The following is an 18,897-nucleotide window of genomic DNA, read 5'->3' as shown; positions in this document are numbered from 1 at the left end:
CGCTCCTCGCTCGGTTTGTCTTAGTCGGCTCAGTCTAACGAGCGTCCGAATTTCCCCTCCGCGCTCCCGCATCGTGAGATATACGGCCCTCGTCCCAGCACGGCACATGCCCACGCGGACCCGACGCCACGCGGAAAAGTGGCTTGAGTCACAAGTGGCATAGGAGTGACGCCTGTGGCTTAAATTTCAAGCACTAAGGTCGGCCTGTGCGCGTACTTCTGGTGGAAGACGATGAACCGGTAGCCGAATCCCTCCGACGTGGCCTGCTCCGCTACGGCTTCGAGGTGGAGTGGGTGACGACGGGCGGCGCCGCCCTCGCCTACGAGGGTGCCTACGACGTCGTACTCCTCGATCTCGGTCTGCCGGACACCGACGGCCTCGACGTGTGCAAGGCGCTGCGGGAGCGCGGCCAGGTGCCGATCATCGTGATCAGCGCCCGCAGCGACGAGACGGACCGGGTGGTCGGCCTGGAACTCGGCGCGGACGACTATGTGTCCAAGCCCTTCGGCGTACGAGAGGTAATCGCGCGCATAAGGGCGGTAATGAGGCGCGTACAACCACGTAGTACCGCCGAGTCCGGCCCCGACCGCTACGGCCCGCGCCTGACGATCGACCGTAAGGCGGCCCGCGTACGGATGGACGGCGAGGAGGTGTCCCTGGCCCCCAAGGAGTACGACCTGCTGGCCTTCCTCACCGAGGAGCCGGGGGCGTTGATGTCGCGGGAACAGATCATGGAGGCGGTCTGGGACGCGAACTGGTTCGGCCCGACGAAGACGCTGGACGTGCATGTGGCGGCGCTGCGGCGGAAGTTGGCGGGCGCGATCACGATCGAGGCGGTCAGGGGGGTCGGCTTCCGCCTGGAGATCACCGAGGAGACCGGCGACCGTACGTCATGATCCGGCAACTGATCGTCAGTTACGTCCTGTTGGTGGCTGTGGCGCTGGCCGCGTTCACCGTGCCGGTGGCGTTCACGCTCACCGCGCAGCTGCGGGGGGACACCGAGCAGACGGTACGGCGTGAGGCGCAGACCATGGCGGTGCTGCTGGCCGACGGTGACCCCTCGGCGCGTGCGCTGCTGACCCGCAACACCCAGGCCTACGAGGAGAAGGGCCTCGGCAGGATCGACGTGCTCCCGGCCGCCGAGGCACCGGCGGAGGACACCGAACACTGGGGCGACGGTTCGCTGAAGGTGACCGTCCCGGCGACGGCGGACAGCGGCGAGGTCGTGGGCGCCGTGCGCATCACGTACCCGACAAAGGAACTGACCGACCGCCTGTGGACGATCTGGGGCTTCCGGGCGATCCTCGCGTTCGGCGTCCTGGCCGTGGCGGCCGGTATCGGCGCGGTGGTCGCCCGCCGGCTGACCCGCCCCCTGCGCCAACTCAACGACATGGCAAGCAAGTTCAGCGACGGCGACCTCACGGCCCGCTCCCCGGTGACCGGCCCGACGGAGACACAGACACTCGCCCGGACCCTCAATCAGGCGGGCGAACGCCTGGACACCCTGATCGCCTCACAGCGCATCTTCGTGGCCGACGCCTCCCACCAACTCCGCACGCCGCTAACGGCGTTGAGGCTCTCGCTGGACAACATCGCGGACGGCGTGGACGACGACTTCGTACGGGAGGACGTGGAACAGGCGACGGCGGAGGTGGTGAGGATGAGCCGTTTGGTGAACGGCCTGCTGGTGCTGGCGCGCGCGGAGGCGAAGGTGACGGCGGCGGAACCGCTGTCCCTGAAGGAGATCGTGGCTGAGCGTCTGTCGGTGTGGCGGCCGGCCGCCGACGAGCGCGGAGTCACGATCGCGCTCAAGGGGGCTGGGGCTGGTGCTGCCGACGGCCGGCTGCTGGTGCTTGCCAGCCCCGGCCACCTGGACCAGGTCCTGGACAACGTGCTCTCCAACGCCCTGGAGGTCTCACCGGACGGCGCGACGATCACCGTACGGATGGAGACCGAGACCCGGGCCGACGAGGTCGTGCTCTCGGTCCTGGACGAGGGCCCAGGTATGTCGGACGCGGAGAAGTCCCGCGCCTTCGACCGCTTCTGGCGGGGCCAGGGCCTCACCGGGCGCTCCGGCTCGGGCCTCGGCCTGGCCGTCGTACGGCAGTTGGTGACGGACGACGGCGGCAGCGTGGCCCTGCGGGACGCGCCCGGGGAGAAGGGCGGGTTGTGCGTGGCGATCACCCTTCGGGCATCGCCGAGGAGTGGTGGTTGACGATCTTCCACTCGCCGTTGCGCTTCTCGTACTCGTAGGTGTAGCGGGCCTCGACGACGCGCTCGGCGCCGGTGTCCGGGTCGGTGAGCGTGAACTCGTAAGTCCCGGTGTCGATCGCGGAGTTCGAGTCGAGGACGTTGACGATGGTCTGGATCTTCTTGCCGACCGGCTTGTTCTCCAGGAAGTGGTCGAAGTAGTCGACGATCCCGGCGCGGTCGGTACGGACCTTGTTGGAGACGGTGGGCAGCAGCACGGCGTCACTCGCGTACCGGTCGGCGACCTTGTCCGAGTCACCGGTCTGCAGGGCTTCATTCCACCCATCAAAGAGGGCGGCGATCTGCTTCTTGGTCGGCTTCGCCTCGGCCTCGGGCCCGGCGACACTGACACCGACGGCGGCGGTGCCGGCGATGAGGAGGCTGGTAGCGGTAACGATGGCTGCGCGCTTGCTTATCGAACTGCCTAGGGAACGACGGGTCATCGCAACTCCAGTACGGGTCAGGGGGGGTTGCTCCCGGTGGTGCGGGAGTGACTCCAGACTCGCGTTGGGGTGGTTAGGGCCCGTGCAGGCGACGTACAGGGGACGTCCAGGACGCCACCAAATCGCTTTGGGTGATCAGTTGATTACGTTGAATCACCGTGCGCCACGCAGCAGACTGACGCCCGCACCGAGCGATACGACGCCCATGCCCACGCTGGTCATGATCCCCTGCGTGCCGTCGACGACGAAGGGTGCTACCGCGGCGACGGTGAGGTTGAAGAGGAACAGGAACCAGAGGACGGGCTTGGAGGCGAGGAGCGACTTCATGGGGATTTTCCTTGTCATCGAGCGGCGGGGATGTGCTTGACCTTGTGTGATCAACGATCCCGTTTTCGAGTCGCCGCGACGATGGAGTGCTCTCCCGAAGGTGTGGTGTAGCGGGCTACACCGGGGCAGGATCTTGCCCCATGACGGGTGGGATGGCGGATGGGGCGACGGGTGCGGTCCTGCTGACGGCCATCGTCCTGCTCGGGCGGCCCGGAGACTGCCCGAGCCGGTGCTGTTGGTGATGCGCGGGGGAGGGGTGGCCGCGCTACGAACGGGGTGCCGCGGTTGGGGGCGGGGGCTCGCCCCGCTCATGCCGGAGGAGCGAGCCCGCCTGCTGGTGTTGCTGCTTGCCCTGATGGGCGGGGTGACGACGGTGGGAAAGGGCCTTTGGGGACTGTGATCAGTCCACGAACTCCTTGAGCGGCTCGGTGTCGAGGGTGATGTTCACGGGCTCGGGGAGCTTGACGGTGGCGCCGAAGGGCCGGTTGACCTGCTGGCGATAGCGGCCGTCCTCGGGTTCGGTGAACACGGTGACCGAGCCGTCGTCCCTGTCGATGAGGAGGTAAACAGGGATACCGGCCGCTGCGTAGCCATCCGGCTTCTCGACACGATCACGCTGGCCGGCATCGGCGTCGTACGAGGTCACCTCCACAGCCATCAGCGCACCCTTAGTTTCCGACCACTCACCGTGCCCCTTGAAGGTGCCCACCGGCACGAGTACTCCGTCGGCCCGAGCACGGCCTTTGCGGTAGCGCTCTGTCTTCAAGCCACGCTCCGCGTGCAACCACAGCTCGGGACGATGCTGCATACACAGCCTCTGTAGCCAGGCGATGATCTCGCTGTGGTTGCCGTCAGGCACGGGCTTGACCACGACCCTTCCATTGATGAACTCCAGCCACACGGTCTCGGGGGCATGGTGTTCCAGCTCCTCGAACTCCTCGACGGACATCTGGGGCCGGTTCTCGATCCTGGGGGTCATGGCGTCGCCTCCTCGACTCCATGGTGCCCTGACCGGCGCGTCCTGCACGCTCATACGTCACTCCCGTCGAGTGCTCCATGTCTCTCGGTCACTTCCAACGCCCCAGCCCCGCCGCCCGGCGCAGCGCGTCGACGCGCTCGGTGACATCGATGACCTCGTCGGCGCCCGGCAGACCGCCGCCGCCTCCGCCGTCGCGCGGGCCGGCAAGGAAGGTCTCCGGGACGGCCCCGTACACCGTCACCGGCCCCTCCGCCTCGATCAGGTCGATGCACTCGCGGCACAGCCCGCTCACGATCTCCACCGTGCGCTCGTCCGCGTCGCACAGACCGCAGGCCATGATCACCCGGTTCACGTGGGCACGACGGGCGGGCTTCTGGCGCACCTTCGCCTTCTTCGGAGGCATCTTGTTCTCCAATCGCTTACGGGCGAGTCCGCCCGGGTTGGTGACGGCGGGCGGCAACCCGTCGGTCAGGGCCTTGGTGATGTCGTGGGGCGTCGCGCCACGGCTCAGCCACTCGGCGGCGAGAGATTCGAGGGAACGGCAGTCGCGGTCGGACAGCGGCATACGCGGGTCGGCTGCCGGGAGGTCGGCGAGGGTCTGGAAGGCAGTGCTCGGCTGCCCGGCGCTCTCGCCGTCGGGTTCGACCTGGTCGCCCTGTTCGCCCTGCTCGACCTGGTCCGTCTGCTCGGCTTCCGGAGAGGGTTCCGGGATGTCCTCGGCTTCCTCGATCCGGGCCAGCCCCGGCTGGTAGCGCTCGGTCACGTCCTTGCCGTGCCGCTCCCGCGCGAAGTCCGCCCACCATTCCGGCGACCTGCTCTCACGCGACCAGTACGTCCGCGTCACCCACCGCATCGAGTTGTCCTCGACGGTTATGTGCTCCTTGATCCAACGGAGGTGGCCGGCGAGGGTGATGCGGCCCATCGAGACTCGGGCGGCCTGCTGGCCGTAGCGGGGGTGCTCGGCCGCGATCACCTTGTAGCCCATGGCGTGGCCGTCTTCGAGGTGGTCGATGAAGACGGCGATCTCGGCGTCGCGAGGGAGCAGATGTGCGAAGTCCGGGTCGGCGTGCGGGTCTTCGTCACCTACGTCGCGCTTTCCGTAGCCCGAATTGGCCATGGGATGCGACGGGGACGGCAGGGCAGGGCTAAGGTTGGCGTAAGCCACGGTCGAAGCTCGCATTCGATCTGTAGGTCTAGGCCCCGGAGCCGGTGTTGGTAGCACCGACCGGGGCCGAATTATTTGCTTGTTTGCCGCGAACCTAGAGTGGCTTTACCTTCCGGCGCAAGCCGATCACGGAACGTCACCCGTTCGAGTGACGGTGCCTCAACTCACGTGCAGGCTTGGTTGGTTGGGTTGGATTTCACCCATTCCCAAAACCCAGGAAACCCAAGGGAAGAGCTCGAAGCCCGAGGCTCAAGCTCCGGGCTGAACTGCGGAAACGTCGGAGAGGAACGCCGTCCAGGCGGGGGCGGGGATGTGGAGTTCGGGGCCGGAGGGGACCTTGGAGTCGCGGATGTGGATGCGGGCGGAGAACGCGACTTCGACGCAGGCGCCGCCCTCGTCGTCGCTGTAGCTCGACTTGAACCACTTCAGCTGGTCACTCACGGCTGTCCACCATCCGCTCGATGAAACGGGCCGACTCGTCGGGTCCGAGAGCCTGCGTCCGGATCATGCTAAGCCGCTCCGTGACCCTGCTGACAACCCCCGGATCGGCCGACAATTCGCTGGCGAACTGCCCCTCCATGAAGGCGAAACGCTCGTGGTCGTGGGTCTCCAGCAGCAGCATGGGGCCCATGAGTGCGGCAGGGATGGCGCGTTCGAAGGGGAGCACCTGCAACACGACGTTCCGCAGCCGCCCCACGTCCAGCAGGTGGCGCAGTTGTTCGCCGTCCACCTGCGGGGCGCGCAGCACGGCCTCGTAGAGGACGAAGCTCAGGCCGACCGGCGGTTTCCGTTCGGTGAGGATGGACTGCCGCTCCATGCGGCCCGCGATGCGCTCCTCCACCGTCTCCTCGTCCAGGGGCGGGATGCGGTTGTCGATGAGGGAACGGGCGTACCCCTTGGTCTGCAACAGCCCCGGCACGAGCGAGCTTTCGTACCACCAGATGCTGGTGGCCTCCTTCTCCCGATCCATGAGGTCCTGCGCACGTGGCGAATACCGCTCCCGGTCCAGGAACTCCTTGGCCGCGCTCAACATGCCTTCCGCACCGCACATTTCGTCCGCCACGTCGAGCGCGCGTGGCGTCGGCCTGCGTACGCCGCGCTCCATGGACGCGATGGTGTCCGGGGAGTAGTTGGCGGCCGAGGCGAGTTTCTCCCGGCTGACGTCCGCCTTCGTGCGCCAGCGTTTCATCTGGTCGCCGCTGTAGCGCCAAGACGCGGGCGACTGGGAGTTGGAGTTGTACGGACTCGGCATAGCGCCACCTCCGACAGGGACACCCCGGCGTTCAAGACCTCGGTCACTACCGAGCGTAGCCTCACGGGCGCAGCTGTGTGACCATGACGAACGCAATTCCCCACTACCGGCCTGAGTGGATTCCGCCGGCTGGTCACCAACTCTGCGTACCCGGCGTCTACTTCGACGCGGTCCGTATCCAAGGGGGTGCGGGGAGAGCAAGTCGCCGCCGACCTCGTCGAGGCGACTGACGGGGACGCGGGGCCGGTGGTGTGCGAGGCGGTCGGGTTCCGCTAGAGGTACTTCCTGGTGGCGCCGGGGGCGACGAGGGGGCGGGAGTGGCCGTTGGGGGTGCAGCGGTTCAGCGGGGCTCGGAGCCGGAGTCCTCGTACGGTCACGTACATCAGGATTCCGGTGCCGGACGGGAACACGTGGCCGTTGCGGTGGCACAGCGAGCCTACGGTTATGGCGCCGTTTGTGGAGGCGGGGCGGTTGCGGGCGGTTATGGGTGCTGGCAGTTTGTAGATCACACGTCTTACCCACGCACGATCAACAAGTTCTTGCGGACAATCCTTGTCGTCGGATGGTCCTCACCCAACACCCGAAGACATTCGGGGACCTTCGCCCGTGCTTCCCCGTCCTTCTTCACGTCCACGGCGAACTCGATCTCCACCGGGCCCGTCCGGAACTGGATCTCCTGACCCGCCCCGTCCCGCGCCGCCTGCTGAAGCTCCGCCCGGATCGCCCCGATCGCCTCGGCCAGCCCAGCCCACGCCTCGTCGGCCATCGGGCGCCCCCTTCATCCCCGTACGAGATCCGCCGTACGAAATCCCCCGCACACGCGCTGTGGGGCGCAGCGTACTCGCCGCGCCCCACGTCATACGGCCCCATCCGCGATCCCGCCGCCGCTCAGGCCGCGCCGACCGTCCGGTCCCCGTACTCGATGGTCACCGTGATCCTCGCCCCGAGCGCCTCCGCGTACGTACGCATCGTCTCCAGGTTGTGGATCTCGCCCCGCTCGATCTGGGAGACGCGGGCCTGGGTAATCCCCACCGAGGCGGCCACCTGAGTCTGCGTCAGGCCTTGCTCCTCGCGGATCTCCCGGAGGTGGTGGCCCACCACATACGCCTCGGTCGCCGTACGCGCCGCCTGCTTGCGGGCCTCCCACTCGGCGTCGGACACCTCGGGCCGACTCTCCCGCATCCGCCGCTTGGTCTCAGCCCAGCTGCTGTACTGGCTCATCGGGCCTTCCCGTCCTCTCCTGCCTCGTCTGCGGCGGCCAGATACTCGTCGTACCGGGCCTCGGCGAGGGGGACCGCCTCGCGGTACCAGTCCCTCCAACGGCCGGACTTGTCCCCGACCACCAGCAGGATCGCCTCCCGCTTGGGGTCGAAGACGAACAGGATCCGAATCTCGGTGCTCCCTGCGCTACCCGGCCGCAGTTCCTTGAGGTTGTGCGTGCGGCAGCCGGAAAGCCGGTCGACGAGCGGACGCCCCAGCGCGGGACCGCTCTCCGCCAGCATGTCGACTGCCGCTTCGACGAGGTCCGCCGACACCGGGTCCTCCTCCGCCAGTTTGAGCAGCCAGGACTCCACCGATGCATGGAGGTTGATCTCCCAGTTCATACTCCGCATCCCAGCGTACGACGCAGAGACGCAGAAGGAAATCCTTATATCTTCAGCTCAACGAGTGAGCAGGTACGTACCCCGCCAAACTTTCTTACTGCACCGTCCGCAGCCCCAGCGGCCCCGCGATCTCCTCCGCCATGACCTCGCCCGCCTCGAACTCAAGCGTGTCGTCGCCCACGGACTGGTCCGTGTCCAAGCCGTCCAGTTCCTCCAGGGGCTGGTTCAAGCGGACGTGGGCCACCACGGACTGCAGCGCACGCAGCGTCGCCGACGCCGTCGAGCCCCAGTTGGAGAAGTACGAGAACTGCCACCACCACAGGGCCTCCGTGGTGCGGCCCGCGCGGTAGTGGGCCCAGCCGTGGCGGAGGTCGGTGATGACGTCGGCCAGGTCGTCGGAGATGCGGGCCGGGACCGGGGGCTTGCGGGGCTCGTAGGGGTCGAAGACCTCCGAGTAGACGTCCACCGGCTCCAGCATCGCCGCGAGGCGCTCGCGGATGTCGTCCACGTCCGGCTCCGGGCCCAGGTCGGGCTCGTAGCGCTCGTCGGGGACGATGTCCTCGTGCGCGCCGAGGCGGCCGCCGGCCAGGAGGAGCTGGGAGACCTCCAGGAGGAGGAAGGGGACCGCCGAGTCGGGGTCCTCGCCCTTCGCGACCTCGGTGACGGCGACCAGGAAGCTCTCCACCTGGTCCGCGATCTGGACCGCGAAGTCGTCCGGGTCCTGCGTCGTGTCGTGCAGCGTGGCGTCAGACATCTAGGAGTCGTCTCCCCTCGAAGGCGCGCCCGAGGGTCACCTCGTCCGCGTATTCCAGGTCGCCGCCCACCGGGAGGCCGCTGGCCAGGCGGGTGACCTTGAGGCCCATGGGCTTGATCATGCGGGCGAGGTACGTGGCCGTGGCCTCGCCTTCCAGGTTCGGGTCGGTGGCCAGGATCAGCTCCGTGACCGTCCCGTCGGCCAACCGCGCGAGAAGTTCTCGTATACGCAGGTCGTCCGGGCCCACACCCTCGATCGGGCTGATCGCTCCGCCCAGGACGTGGTACTTGCCTCGGAACTCGCGGGTGCGCTCCACCGCGACCACGTCCTTCGGCTCCTCCACCACGCAGATCACCGACAGGTCGCGGCGCGGGTCGCGGCAGATGTTGCACAGCTCCTCCTGCGCGACGTTGCCGCAGGTCGCGCAGAAGCGGACCTTCGCCTTGACTTCCATCAGGCACTGCGCGAGGCGCCGTACGTCCGTCGGTTCCGCCTGGAGGATGTGGAAGGCGATCCGCTGCGCGCTCTTGGGACCGACGCCGGGGAGCCGCCCCAGTTCGTCGATGAGGTCCTGGACCACGCCTTCGTACAACGGCCTGCCCTTCCTGGGTCTTCGGTACGTATGTACGTACCGTAGTTGGCCACCACCCGCCTGAGGAAGGCGGTACGGGGGGCGCGTGATGCGAACGTCAGAACGGCAGGCCCGGGATGCCGCTGCCGCCGCCACCAAGGCCCTGGGCCAGCGGGCCCAGCTTCTGCTGCTGGAGCGTCTGCGCGTTCTCCGTCGCCGCCTGTACGGCCGCCACGATCAGGTCGGCGAGGGTCTCCGTGTCATCCGGGTCCACCGCCTTCGGGTCGATCTTCAGCGCCCTGAGCTCGCCGGCGCCGGTCACGGTCGCCCGGACGAGGCCGCCGCCGGCCTGGCCGTCGACCTCTGTCTGCGCCAGTTCCTCCTGCGCCCGCGCCAGGTCCTGCTGCATCTTCTGGGCCTGCTGGAGCAGCTGCTGCATGTTGGGCTGGCCACCACCGGGGATCACGATCAGCTCCGTTTCGTACGGCTGTCCAGGCGAGGTTCTTTCCCGCTTGGCACGAGCCTACGTGGTCCTCGCAGCCGTCGCTCCAGCACTCTTTCGAGTGAGACGCCCGTGACGCCCATACCTGATCAAGGCCCTCTTCCGGGCGAAAAAGAGACGAAACCGGGGACTTCGCCACCCATTGGGCGGTAGGAAGGTTCCGGAGCGTCGGCATCAGGCGTCACGCAGGCGCCATACGTAATACGCCATACGCGGCGTCACACACTGTGATCAGTGAGCCGTGATCAGTAGGGAGTGCCGGGTGGGTCAGCCGGAGATGCAGCCCGAGGGTCCGCCTCAGGACGGGCGGGGTGGCGAGGGCGGGGCGGGGCTGAGGCCGGGTGATCTGGCCGGGCGGGAGTTTCCGCTCGGGGACTGGGGCGAGCCCGCCGAGCGGCTCGACGAGCTGTACCGGTGGGTGGAGCGGGGGGCTCTGGAGACTTCGGCCTGGTATCTCGCGGACCGGGTGTGGAAGCGGCGGGGGGCTCGGGGGCTGCGGGTGGGGGCGGCTGTCGGGGCCGTGTGCGGGACCGCGTTGCCTCTGCTCGACCTTGCGGGGGTTGTGGGCGGGGCGGCCGCCTGGGGGTATCTCGCGCTGCTGCTCGGGGTGGCTTGTGTGGCCGGGGATCGGTTTTTTGGCGTGACCTCCGGGTGGATAAGGGACGTGGCTACCGCGCAGGCGGTTCAGCGGCGGCTTCAGGTGCTCCAGTTCGACTGGGCTTCGGAGAGTGTGCGGGAGGTTCTGGGGCCGACGGAGGGGACCGCGAGTGAGGCTGCCGAGCGGTGTCTCGGCGTGCTTCGGCGGTTTTCGGAGGATGTGACGGAGCTGGTGCGGACGGAGACGGCCGACTGGATGGTGGAGTTCCGGATGGGGGCGGCGCCGTTGGGGATTCAGGCGGCGGTGCCGGCTGGGGGGCGGGCGGATGTTGGTGGCCCTCAGGGGCGGTTTTCTACGCCGCCGGGGGCGAATGCCCGGCCTAACATGCCTCGGCAGCGGCCGCCGGAGCCGCGGTGAGTTTCTTCGCCCCCGCCGCCCCTACCCGTCCCATCACCAGGGGCTGCCGCCCCTTCGACCCCGTCCCCAGGGGGCTCTGCCCCCTGGACCCCCGCTCCTCAAACGCCGGAGGGGCTGGATTTTTGCCGGCCGGGGTGGAATGTACGGGCGGGCTGAAATTGTGAGGACCAGGCTGGATTGTGCGGGCGGGCTGGAATTTGCGAGACGGGCTGGATCTTGCGAGACGGGCTGGATCTTGCCGGGACTTTTCAGCGCCGGTCCAGGCAATCCCAGCCCGTCCGGCGATTGAGGACAAGGCCCGTTCAGGGCCGGAGCGGGGGTCTGGGGGCGCAGCCCCCAGGGACGGGACCGCTACACCTGCGGGTCCGGAAACGCCACCGGGCTCCGCAACCCCGCCCCGTTCACCGCTCGCACCCCGAAGAACACGTTGTCCTTCGACAGGTCCACCTCGTATGTCGTCACGTCGCCCGCGGCGATTACGTGGGTCCACTCCGGGGCCGTTGTTTCTCGCCAGACGATTTCGTAGCCCGTCAGGTCGGGTTCCGGGCCCCGGGTCCACACCAGCTGGGTTGAGTTCGTGAGGGTCGACGTCACGATCTTCGCCCCCTTCGGGGTTCCCGGTGCTTGCGCCAGCGTCCATATCGTCGCCGCGTTCACCTTGGCCACCCGCGTGATGTACGGGAAGTCGCAGAACTCCGGCAGGTCCCCGTACTGCTTGCCTGTGTCGTCGACGCGTACGTCCTGGTGCTGGTGGGCGTAGTCCTCGGTCGGTTCTGTGTAGCGGGCGGCCGGGTAGCCGCGTTCCAGAAAGGGGATGTGGTCGCCGCCTCGGCGGTAGCGGTCCCGGCGGTAGATCACGCGGACGTGCATGCCCGTGGCGTCGTTGTCCGCCACGTCCCTTACGAAGCGGGCCAGTTGGCGGGTCGCCGAGTCGTTCTCGCCGCCTACCGAGCGGCGGATCGCCGCCTGTTCCGCCGTTTCCGACGAGGGGACGCCCTCTGTGAACAGGCGGATCGTGTACGGGTCCACCGTGCCGTCGTCCGCCTTCGGGCTGCCGACGATGTCGTTGGTGAACATGCCCTGGACGTCCGCGCCCGCCGACTTGAACTGCTGCGCCATGTACGCCGCCCCGTACAGGCCCTGCTCTTCCCCCGCCACCGCCGCGAACACGATCGTCGCGGCCGGCCGGCGGGTCGCCATCACCCTGGCCAGCTCCATCGCCACCGCCACGCCCGACGCGTCGTCGTCCGCGCCCGGGGCGTCCGAGGTGGCGTCCATGACGTCCGTGACCCGGGAGTCGTAGTGGCCCGATACGACGTACACGCGGTCCGGGGTCACCGAACCCCTCAGCGTCGCCACCACGCTCGTGATGCGGGTCGCCACCGGGATGCGGGTCGCCGGTTCCTGGATGTACGACTGGAGCTCCACCGTCATCCGGCCTTCGGACCGGGACGCGTACGAACGCAGCTCCGCCGCTATCCAGTCCCGGGCCGCGCCTATGCCTCGCGTCGGGTCGTCCTGGGAGGAGAGGGTGTGGCGGGTTCCGAAGGAGACCAGCTTGCGGATCGTCGCCTCAACTCGCTTCTCGTCCAACTCCCTCAGCAGCTTGCGGAGTTCACTGCTCGGCTGCTGTGCCGTCGCCGGGGGGCGGGGGCTCGACGGTGACGCCTGTGCGGTGCCCGCCGCCGCGCCCAGCGCCACCGCGCTCGCCGCCGTCGCGGTCGCCGTGAGGACCGACCTTCTGCTGGGGCTGGGGGTGAGGTTGGGGCTCATGCCGTCATCGTCGTGCACATGCCAGACGCAGGCAAGAGGGCCCGGCTCAGGGCGAGTTGGTCGGCAGCGCGTCATCCGCGCACAGCTTCATGCCCTCCGGCGTGTAGCACGGCAGATGGCCGTGGGTGCGGATCACCTGCTGGCCGTCGCCGCGGACCAAGTACGTCAGGAAGCTCGATGAGAGGGAGTCCGCCGGGGGCTGGCCGTAGGTGTAGGCGTACTCGATCTCGCGGTACGGGTACGCGCTCGTCCCGTCCTCGATGGCCTCCACGGAGGGGGTGTGGCGATCGAGGTTGAGGCGGTGGAGGCCCTTTGCCCGGGCGGCCGCGTTGAGTTCGCTGTAGCCGATCGCGCCGCGGAGTCTCGCCACCGTCGACAACACCTGGTCCGTGGAGTCGAGTTCGCAGCGGATGACCGGTGCCGTCGCGTCGTCCTTGTGGACGCAGTCGACCGAGGAGTTGGCGATCTCGCCCCGGCCCAGGACTCTTCGCTGGAAGACCTGTCTCGTCCCGGAGTTGGCGTCGCGGCTGACCAGGTGGACGGCCAGGTCCGGGCCGCCCAACTCCTTCCAGTTCGTGATCTCGCCCCGGTACAAGCTTCGCAGATCCTCAAGGGAGAGGTTCTTCACGTCTACGCCGTCGTTAACGACGAGGGCGAACACCGATATCGCCACCCGGTTGCCTCGCAGTTCGGGCAGGCCGTACTGCTTGGGGCCGTCGGAGAGGGCGATGACCGGCGGCGAGCCCTTCTTCGACGCGGCGCCGGCCTCGGCGAGTTCCCGCACGCCCGCCGTCGAGCCGTGCGGGTCCACCGTGATCGACGAACCCTCGCAGGCCTTCTCGTACTTGCCCGCGACCTCCTCCATCACGGGCGCGAAAGCCGTCGAGCCGGTGATGGTCAGGGAGCCGCTCGCGCAGACGATCGGGGGCGGGGTGTCGTCGTTGGCGACGACGAGCCACGCCAGTACGACCACGCTGGCCGTGAGCATGACGGTGATGTTCCGGGCGGCCCGGCTGAACAGGGGCGGCTTGTCGTCCGGGGTCGCGCTGCGGTTGGGGTGCACCTCGCCGTCCCGCAGGCCGCCGCGCAGCCGTATCTCGCTGCCCACGTCGCCGCCGGACAGGAGCACCAGGACCTTGAAGTGGTCGCCCTGGTTCAGCGGGACGCGGGGGATGCGCAGGGTGTTGCCCTCGTAGCCGAAGCCGGCGGCCGGGGTGAAGTGCTCCATGAGGTGGTCGGTCTCGGGCGGCTGGGTGACCGAGACTCCGCGGATGGTGCGATCGGTGAACACCGCTGTCAGGCCGTGGAGTTCGCGGCCCGTGTAGTCGTTGTCGCCGATGCTCTGCGAGCCGTCGTTCTCGATGCGCAGCAGGACCAGGGTCGCGTCGGACATGTCCGGGGCCTCGTCGAAGAGGCCGAGCCGTACGTTGAGCCGGCCGAGGCGTACGTCGTCGCCTATCGGGTTGTCCATCTGGACGCGGTAGCCGATCCGCTTACGGCGTGGCACCCGGCGTTCGTACCAGACCATCACGCCGGACGCGACGACGCCCAGGATGGCCGTGCCCACGGCCACGAAGTTCTCTGCGCTCAGCCACTCCACTGTGGGTGCCCCCGCCGCTCCCCGGAGTCATTTTGTGTGGGGTCACGGTACGTGTGCCGACGGGGACATTCCGGTCTCGTCCGCTGAAGTTCGCCGTACGTTCAACAGCCGTCAAATGGCGTTGCGGCGCTGGTCAGTTGGCGGATAGGAGGTTGCTGATCGTTACTACTACCGGGTGTACGTCAGGCTGTCCCCGTTGCCCGTGTTCAGTCGCTGGAGGCTCCCGTCCGGCAGGAGGCTGATCTCCGTCGCCTCGCCGGGAGTGCACGCGGAGATCGGCTCGCCGGAGGTGACGACGGACGGGCCGACCTCCAACGGCCCCTCCGCGCCCGGCTGTCCGGTCAGCTCGGCCTCGAACACGCAGCGATAGGTGCCGTTCGCGGTGGGCCCCTCGGCGATGAGGGACATGACCGTGTCGCCCACCTCGCCCTGCTGGATGGTCAGTTGGCGGGTGCTGTGGCCGTTGTCGTTGTCGATGGACGCGGTCCACGTGCCGAGGAACGCGGCCGGGATCGCGCCGTCCGCGGCGGCCGACATCGACGCGGACGCCGACGGTTCGCCGGTGGTCGGGCCCGGCGTCGTGGGCGCGCCACTCGTGCTCGCGGACGCGGAAGCGTCGCCGCCCGCCTTGTCGTCGCTGCCGTCACTGTTCATCAGCGCGTAGACCGAGCCCCCGGCGGCGAGCGCGACCACGAGGGCGACGATGACGAGGACCGCCGTGGAACGCCCGCTGCGACGCTGCGGTTCCTGAGGGGGTACGGGGGCGAGGGCGCCGTAGGGCAGCGTCGTGGACCCGGGCGGGGGCGGGCCGTGGGGCGTGGTGGGCCCGAGGCCGCCGCCGCTGTACGGGTTGTAGGGGTTGTACGGGTTCTGCGGCGCCGGGGTGCCGGGCTGCGGTGGATAGCCGTAGGCGGGGGGCTGCGGGTGCTGCTGCGGATAGCCGTACGCCGGATGGGAGGGGGGCGGAGCGGCCGGGGTGGGTGGCGGCGGAGGGGTCTGTCCGGCGACCACCGTCGGGAGCTGGCTCTGTGGGGTGCCGGGCGGTGGCGAGACCGGATCCGGAGAGGGGGCGGGAGCGGGAGCCTGAGCCGGGATGGGTGCCGGGGTGGACTCATCGGCGGCGGGCGCGTGCTCGGGCGAACCCCCCGAGCCCACCGATCCAGCCGAACCCGCCCGTCCTCCCGAACCCGCCGACCCTCCCGATCCTCCCGGGCCCGCCGATCCCCCCACCCCAACCGGCCCCTCCGGATCCTCCGCGTCCAGCAACCGCACCGCGTGGCGCCCGAGTTGGGCCACCAGCGCGCTCGGCAGCCAAGGGTCCCGTGAGCGGCCGTCGGCGACCGTGTCCTCCGCGCCCGTGCGTTCCAGGATCCGGTCCAGGGGCGGGCGGGCGGCCGGGTCCTTGCGCAGGCACTCGCGGACGAGGTCGGCGATGCCCTCGGGGACGCCCGTGAGGTCGGGTTCCTCCTGGGCGATGCGGAACATCAGGGCGTGCACACCGCTGTTGGCGGCGCCGAAGGGCAGCGCGCCCGTCGCCGCGTAGGCCAGCACGGAGCCCAGGCAGAAGACGTCGCAGGCGGGCGTGATCCGGTCGCCGCGTACCTGCTCGGGTGCCATGAAGCCGGGCGAGCCGACCAGCGAACCGGTGCGGGTGAGGCCGTCGCCGGCCTGGGTCTCCAGCGCGCGGGCGATCCCGAAGTCGATGACGCGGGGGCCGTCGATGGTGACGAGCACGTTGGACGGCTTGAGGTCGCGGTGGACTATCCCGGCGGCGTGGATGTCCTGGAGGGCGTGGGCGAGCCCGGCCGCGAGGATCCGTACCGAGCGTTCGGGCAGCGGCCCGTGGTCGTGCCCGACGACCTGCTGGAGGCTGGGCCCGGCGACATACCCGGTGGCGACCCACGGCACGGCGGCCTCGGTGTCCGCGTCCAGCACCGGCGCCGTCCAGTACCCGCCGACCCGCCGGGCGGCCTGGACCTCCTGCCGGAACCGCCCGCGGAACTCCTCCTGCGCGGCCAGCTCCTCACGCACCAGCTTGACGGCGACGGTCCGCCCCCGGTCCGACCGGGCCAGATACACCTGCCCCATCCCACCGGCCCCGAGCCGCGCCAGCAGCCGGTACGCCCCGATCCGCTGCGGATCGGCCGCCCCCAGTTTCTCCATGGCAGCGCCGCCTCCCCCCGAAATCCCCCGATACGCCGCTGTGCGACAGACCCAGAACGAGAATAGTGCGGGGACACGACGAGCCGGGCGGAGCGGTGTCCACGGTTCCGTAACAGGAGGGCCGGTCTCGTCAGCGGCCGGAGGCGTTGCGCGTCGTCCACACGAGCGCCAGGTCGATGTCCACCTCGAAGGGAAGATCGACGCACACACCGCCTTGAGCGGGGAAGTGGCCGATGCCGCGCTGCCGGATCAGCTTCCAGGCCGCCTCGATCTCGATCACCGAGTGGGGTGGAACCTCGACCGCGATGGTCCTGGTCCGGCGCAGTGTCGTCTGGCTGGTCACGGCGTACATGGCTCTGAGTTCGTTCGCCAGCGTCCTGCCCAGGGTGGCGAGTCCGGCGAAGGTCAGGCGCCCTTCGGTTCCCGCGATGGTCGCCCTGCGGTCCTCGACCGTGACCGAGCGGACCCATTCGCAGGAGAACTGGTCGGAGTCGGTCACCTTGGCCGAGCTGTTGTTGGTCATGGTCCTGTGGTCGGTGCGCACGAGGAGTTCGGCGCGATCCGATTCCTCGACGGTGGAGAGGCTGAACTGAGCCGGAGACAGGGTGGGCGGGGTGGACGGGGCGGCAGCACCGAGGGACGTGGAGAAGAGCTGCGAGGTCGCGGTGCCCAGTTGCAGTCTGGCGGCCAGGACCTGCGGGCCCTCCTCTCGGATCTGCCAGTGCTCCCTGCAGAAAAGGCAGGTGAAGGTGTTGGGCGACGTGAACGTCACCGGGGCGCTGCTCGGCGCCAGCCGCAACCTCTGCGCGAACGTCAGGCCAGTGGCGTACGCGGACAGTCCCAGTTCGTCGTTGACGAACGCATAGGCAAAGTTGAGGATCTCCCGACCGCAACGCGGGCAGTTACCCGAGTTCATGTATGACCGCATGTCAGCGGTGATCCTTTTCATACCCACCCCCGATGAGACCCTCCCCCGAGGACCTCCTCCGAGAGTAGGGATGGAGCGGACCGTCCGTCCCCGGCACGCGACAACCTGTCGCGGAAACCCCCCGACCACAGACAGGACGCCGATTCCCCTTCCGTATCGCGGACATTTACGCTCACCCGCATGACCCCTCAGCCCAACCCCCAGGCCGGCGCCGCCGTCAAGGCCGCGGACCGTGCGCATGTGTTCCACTCCTGGTCCGCGCAGGAGCTCATCGACCCGCTCGCCGTCGCCGGCGCGGAGGGGTCCTACTTCTGGGACTACGACGGCAAGCGGTACCTGGACTTCACCAGCGGGCTCGTCTACACGAACATCGGCTACCAGCACCCGAAGGTCGTCGCGGCGATCCAGGAGCAGGCCGCGAAGATGACGACCTTCGCGCCCGCCTTCGCCGTCGAGGCGCGTTCGGAGGCGGCGCGGCTGATCGCCGAGCGGACGCCCGGTGACCTGGACAAGATCTTCTTCACCAACGCCGGCGCGGACGCCGTCGAGCACGCGGTGCGGATGGCCCGGCTGCACACCGGGCGCCCGAAGGTGCTGGCGGCGTACCGCTCGTACCACGGCGGTACGCAGCAGGCGATCAACCTCACCGGCGACCCGCGCCGCTGGCCCTCCGACAGCGGCACCGCCGGTGTCGTGCACTTCTGGGCGCCCTACCTCTACCGCTCCCGCTTCTACGCGGAGACCGAGGAGCAGGAGTGCGCCCGGGCGCTTGAGCACCTGGAGACGACGATCGCCTTCGAGGGGCCCGCGAGCGTCGCCGCGATCATCCTGGAGACCATTCCGGGCACCGCCGGGATCATGGTCCCGCCGCCGGGCTACCTCGCCGGTGTGCGTGAGATCTGCGACAAGTACGGGATCGTCTTCATCCTCGACGAGGTGATGGCCGGGTTCGGGCGGACCGGTGAGTGGTTCGCGGCCGACCTGTTCGACGTCACCCCGGACCTGATGACCTTCGCCAAGGGCGTGAACTCCGGATACGTGCCGCTCGGCGGTGTCGCCATCTCGGGCGCGATCGCGGAGACCTTCGGCAAGCGGGCGTACCCGGGCGGGCTGACGTACTCCGGGCACCCGCTGGCCTGTGCCGCAGCCGTCGCCACGCTCAATGTCATGGCCGAGGAGGGTGTCGTGGAGAACGCGGCGCACCTCGGCGCCACCGTCGTCGGGCCCGCCCTGCGTGAGCTCGCCGAGCGCCACCCCTCCGTCGGCGAGGTGCGCGGCGTCGGCATGTTCTGGGCGCTGGACCTCGTCAAGAACAAGGAGACGCGCGAGCCGCTGGTGCCGTACAACGCGGCCGGTGAGGCGAACGCGGCGATGGTCGCCTTCGGCGCCGCCGCGAAGAAGCAGGGCCTGTGGCCCTTCATCAACATGAACCGCACCCATGTCGTGCCGCCCTGCAACGTGAGCGAGGCGGAGCTGAAGGAGGGGCTGGCCGCGCTCGACATCGCACTGTCTGTGGCGGACGAGCACACCGAGTAGGCAGTAAACGGCTGTTGCCGCACTCACCTCGGCGG

20 protein-coding genes are annotated in these 18,897 nt (G+C 69.0%); 4 read left to right on the top strand and 16 right to left on the bottom strand.

Annotated elements, in window-relative coordinates:
* Positions 1-206: 206 nt before the first annotated feature.
* Positions 207-896: a response regulator transcription factor gene (locus AC5DRG_RS29375; RefSeq protein ID WP_491802452.1), complete on the top strand. Its 690-nt coding sequence runs from the start codon at positions 207-209 to the stop codon at positions 894-896.
* On the top strand, positions 893-2,215 hold the full coding sequence (locus tag AC5DRG_RS29370) for a HAMP domain-containing sensor histidine kinase (protein ID WP_491802451.1): 1,323 nt from the start codon (positions 893-895) through the stop codon (positions 2,213-2,215). Before AC5DRG_RS29375 ends, AC5DRG_RS29370 begins: the two co-directional genes overlap by 4 nt.
* Here AC5DRG_RS29370 and AC5DRG_RS29365 read toward each other — a convergent pair.
* The 12 genes from AC5DRG_RS29365 to AC5DRG_RS29310 all read right to left on the bottom strand — a co-directional run bounded on the left by AC5DRG_RS29365 (position 2,181) and on the right by AC5DRG_RS29310 (position 9,811).
* Complete coding sequence (locus AC5DRG_RS29365) at positions 2,181-2,693, bottom strand: SgcJ/EcaC family oxidoreductase (RefSeq protein WP_491802450.1); 513 nt, start codon at positions 2,691-2,693, stop codon at positions 2,181-2,183. The two genes, AC5DRG_RS29370 and AC5DRG_RS29365, sit on opposite strands and share 35 nt — an antisense overlap.
* A 153-nt stretch (positions 2,694-2,846) precedes the next feature.
* Positions 2,847-3,020, bottom strand: coding sequence for a hypothetical protein (locus tag AC5DRG_RS29360; RefSeq protein WP_491802449.1), 174 nt, complete (start codon positions 3,018-3,020; stop codon positions 2,847-2,849).
* 400 nt (positions 3,021-3,420) lie between these two features.
* Positions 3,421-3,999, bottom strand: a complete 579-nt coding sequence (locus AC5DRG_RS29355; RefSeq protein ID WP_491802448.1) for a Uma2 family endonuclease — start codon at positions 3,997-3,999, stop codon at positions 3,421-3,423.
* Between the two features lie 88 nt (positions 4,000-4,087).
* Entirely contained in the window at positions 4,088-5,116 is a 1,029-nt protein-coding gene (locus tag AC5DRG_RS29350; RefSeq protein ID WP_491802447.1) for a hypothetical protein, read from the bottom strand.
* A gap of 297 nt (positions 5,117-5,413) precedes the next feature.
* Positions 5,414-5,605 carry a DUF397 domain-containing protein gene (locus AC5DRG_RS29345; protein WP_491802446.1) on the bottom strand — a complete coding sequence of 64 codons (192 nt, stop codon included), beginning with the start codon at positions 5,603-5,605 and terminating at the stop codon, positions 5,414-5,416.
* Positions 5,598-6,416 carry a helix-turn-helix domain-containing protein gene (locus AC5DRG_RS29340; RefSeq protein WP_491802445.1) on the bottom strand — a complete coding sequence of 273 codons (819 nt, stop codon included), beginning with the start codon at positions 6,414-6,416 and terminating at the stop codon, positions 5,598-5,600. The genes AC5DRG_RS29345 and AC5DRG_RS29340 overlap by 8 nt, the downstream gene beginning before the upstream one ends.
* A 514-nt stretch (positions 6,417-6,930) precedes the next feature.
* Entirely contained in the window at positions 6,931-7,182 is a 252-nt protein-coding gene (locus AC5DRG_RS29335; RefSeq protein ID WP_491802444.1) for a trypco2 family protein, read from the bottom strand.
* 122 nt (positions 7,183-7,304) lie between these two features.
* Positions 7,305-7,637 (bottom strand): helix-turn-helix domain-containing protein, encoded by a 333-nt coding sequence (locus AC5DRG_RS29330; protein WP_491802443.1) that lies wholly within the window; start codon positions 7,635-7,637, stop codon positions 7,305-7,307.
* Positions 7,634-8,020 (bottom strand): type II toxin-antitoxin system RelE/ParE family toxin, encoded by a 387-nt coding sequence (locus AC5DRG_RS29325; RefSeq protein ID WP_491802442.1) that lies wholly within the window; start codon positions 8,018-8,020, stop codon positions 7,634-7,636. Before AC5DRG_RS29325 ends, AC5DRG_RS29330 begins: the two co-directional genes overlap by 4 nt.
* 94 nt (positions 8,021-8,114) lie before the next feature.
* Positions 8,115-8,774: a DUF5063 domain-containing protein gene (locus AC5DRG_RS29320; RefSeq protein ID WP_491802441.1), complete on the bottom strand. Its 660-nt coding sequence runs from the start codon at positions 8,772-8,774 to the stop codon at positions 8,115-8,117.
* Positions 8,767-9,366 (bottom strand): recombination mediator RecR, encoded by a 600-nt coding sequence (gene recR, locus AC5DRG_RS29315; RefSeq protein WP_356133870.1) that lies wholly within the window; start codon positions 9,364-9,366, stop codon positions 8,767-8,769. The genes AC5DRG_RS29320 and recR overlap by 8 nt, the downstream gene beginning before the upstream one ends.
* A gap of 97 nt (positions 9,367-9,463) precedes the next feature.
* Positions 9,464-9,811, bottom strand: a complete 348-nt coding sequence (locus AC5DRG_RS29310; RefSeq protein WP_491802440.1) for a YbaB/EbfC family nucleoid-associated protein — start codon at positions 9,809-9,811, stop codon at positions 9,464-9,466.
* Between the two features lie 298 nt (positions 9,812-10,109).
* Between AC5DRG_RS29310 and AC5DRG_RS29305 the strand changes: the two genes are divergently transcribed.
* Complete coding sequence (locus AC5DRG_RS29305; RefSeq protein ID WP_491802439.1) at positions 10,110-10,862, top strand: SLATT domain-containing protein; 753 nt, start codon at positions 10,110-10,112, stop codon at positions 10,860-10,862.
* A gap of 351 nt (positions 10,863-11,213) precedes the next feature.
* Here AC5DRG_RS29305 and AC5DRG_RS29300 read toward each other — a convergent pair whose 3' ends face one another.
* The 4 genes from AC5DRG_RS29300 to AC5DRG_RS29285 all read right to left on the bottom strand — a co-directional run bounded on the left by AC5DRG_RS29300 (position 11,214) and on the right by AC5DRG_RS29285 (position 17,326).
* Entirely contained in the window at positions 11,214-12,635 is a 1,422-nt protein-coding gene (locus AC5DRG_RS29300; protein ID WP_491802438.1) for a M20/M25/M40 family metallo-hydrolase, read from the bottom strand.
* Positions 12,636-12,681: 46 nt separating this feature from the next.
* Positions 12,682-14,235, bottom strand: a complete 1,554-nt coding sequence (locus tag AC5DRG_RS29295) for a substrate-binding domain-containing protein (protein WP_491802437.1) — start codon at positions 14,233-14,235, stop codon at positions 12,682-12,684.
* Between the two features lie 168 nt (positions 14,236-14,403).
* Positions 14,404-16,398 (bottom strand): serine/threonine-protein kinase, encoded by a 1,995-nt coding sequence (locus tag AC5DRG_RS29290; RefSeq protein WP_491802436.1) that lies wholly within the window; start codon positions 16,396-16,398, stop codon positions 14,404-14,406.
* A 130-nt stretch (positions 16,399-16,528) separates the two neighbouring features.
* A complete protein-coding gene (locus tag AC5DRG_RS29285; protein WP_491802435.1) occupies positions 16,529-17,326 on the bottom strand; it encodes a hypothetical protein in 798 nt (265 codons plus the stop codon).
* 180 nt (positions 17,327-17,506) lie between these two features.
* On the opposite strand from AC5DRG_RS29285, the gene AC5DRG_RS29280 reads away from it, so the two are divergent.
* Positions 17,507-18,862 carry an aspartate aminotransferase family protein gene (locus AC5DRG_RS29280; protein ID WP_491802434.1) on the top strand — a complete coding sequence of 452 codons (1,356 nt, stop codon included), beginning with the start codon at positions 17,507-17,509 and terminating at the stop codon, positions 18,860-18,862.
* Positions 18,863-18,897: the final 35 nt, after the last annotated feature.

It is taken from the genome of Streptomyces sp. JLBG701 (assembly GCF_058544905.1).
Note: the sequence above shows the minus strand (reverse complement) of the source record. Positions and strands in the feature narration are given on the sequence as shown.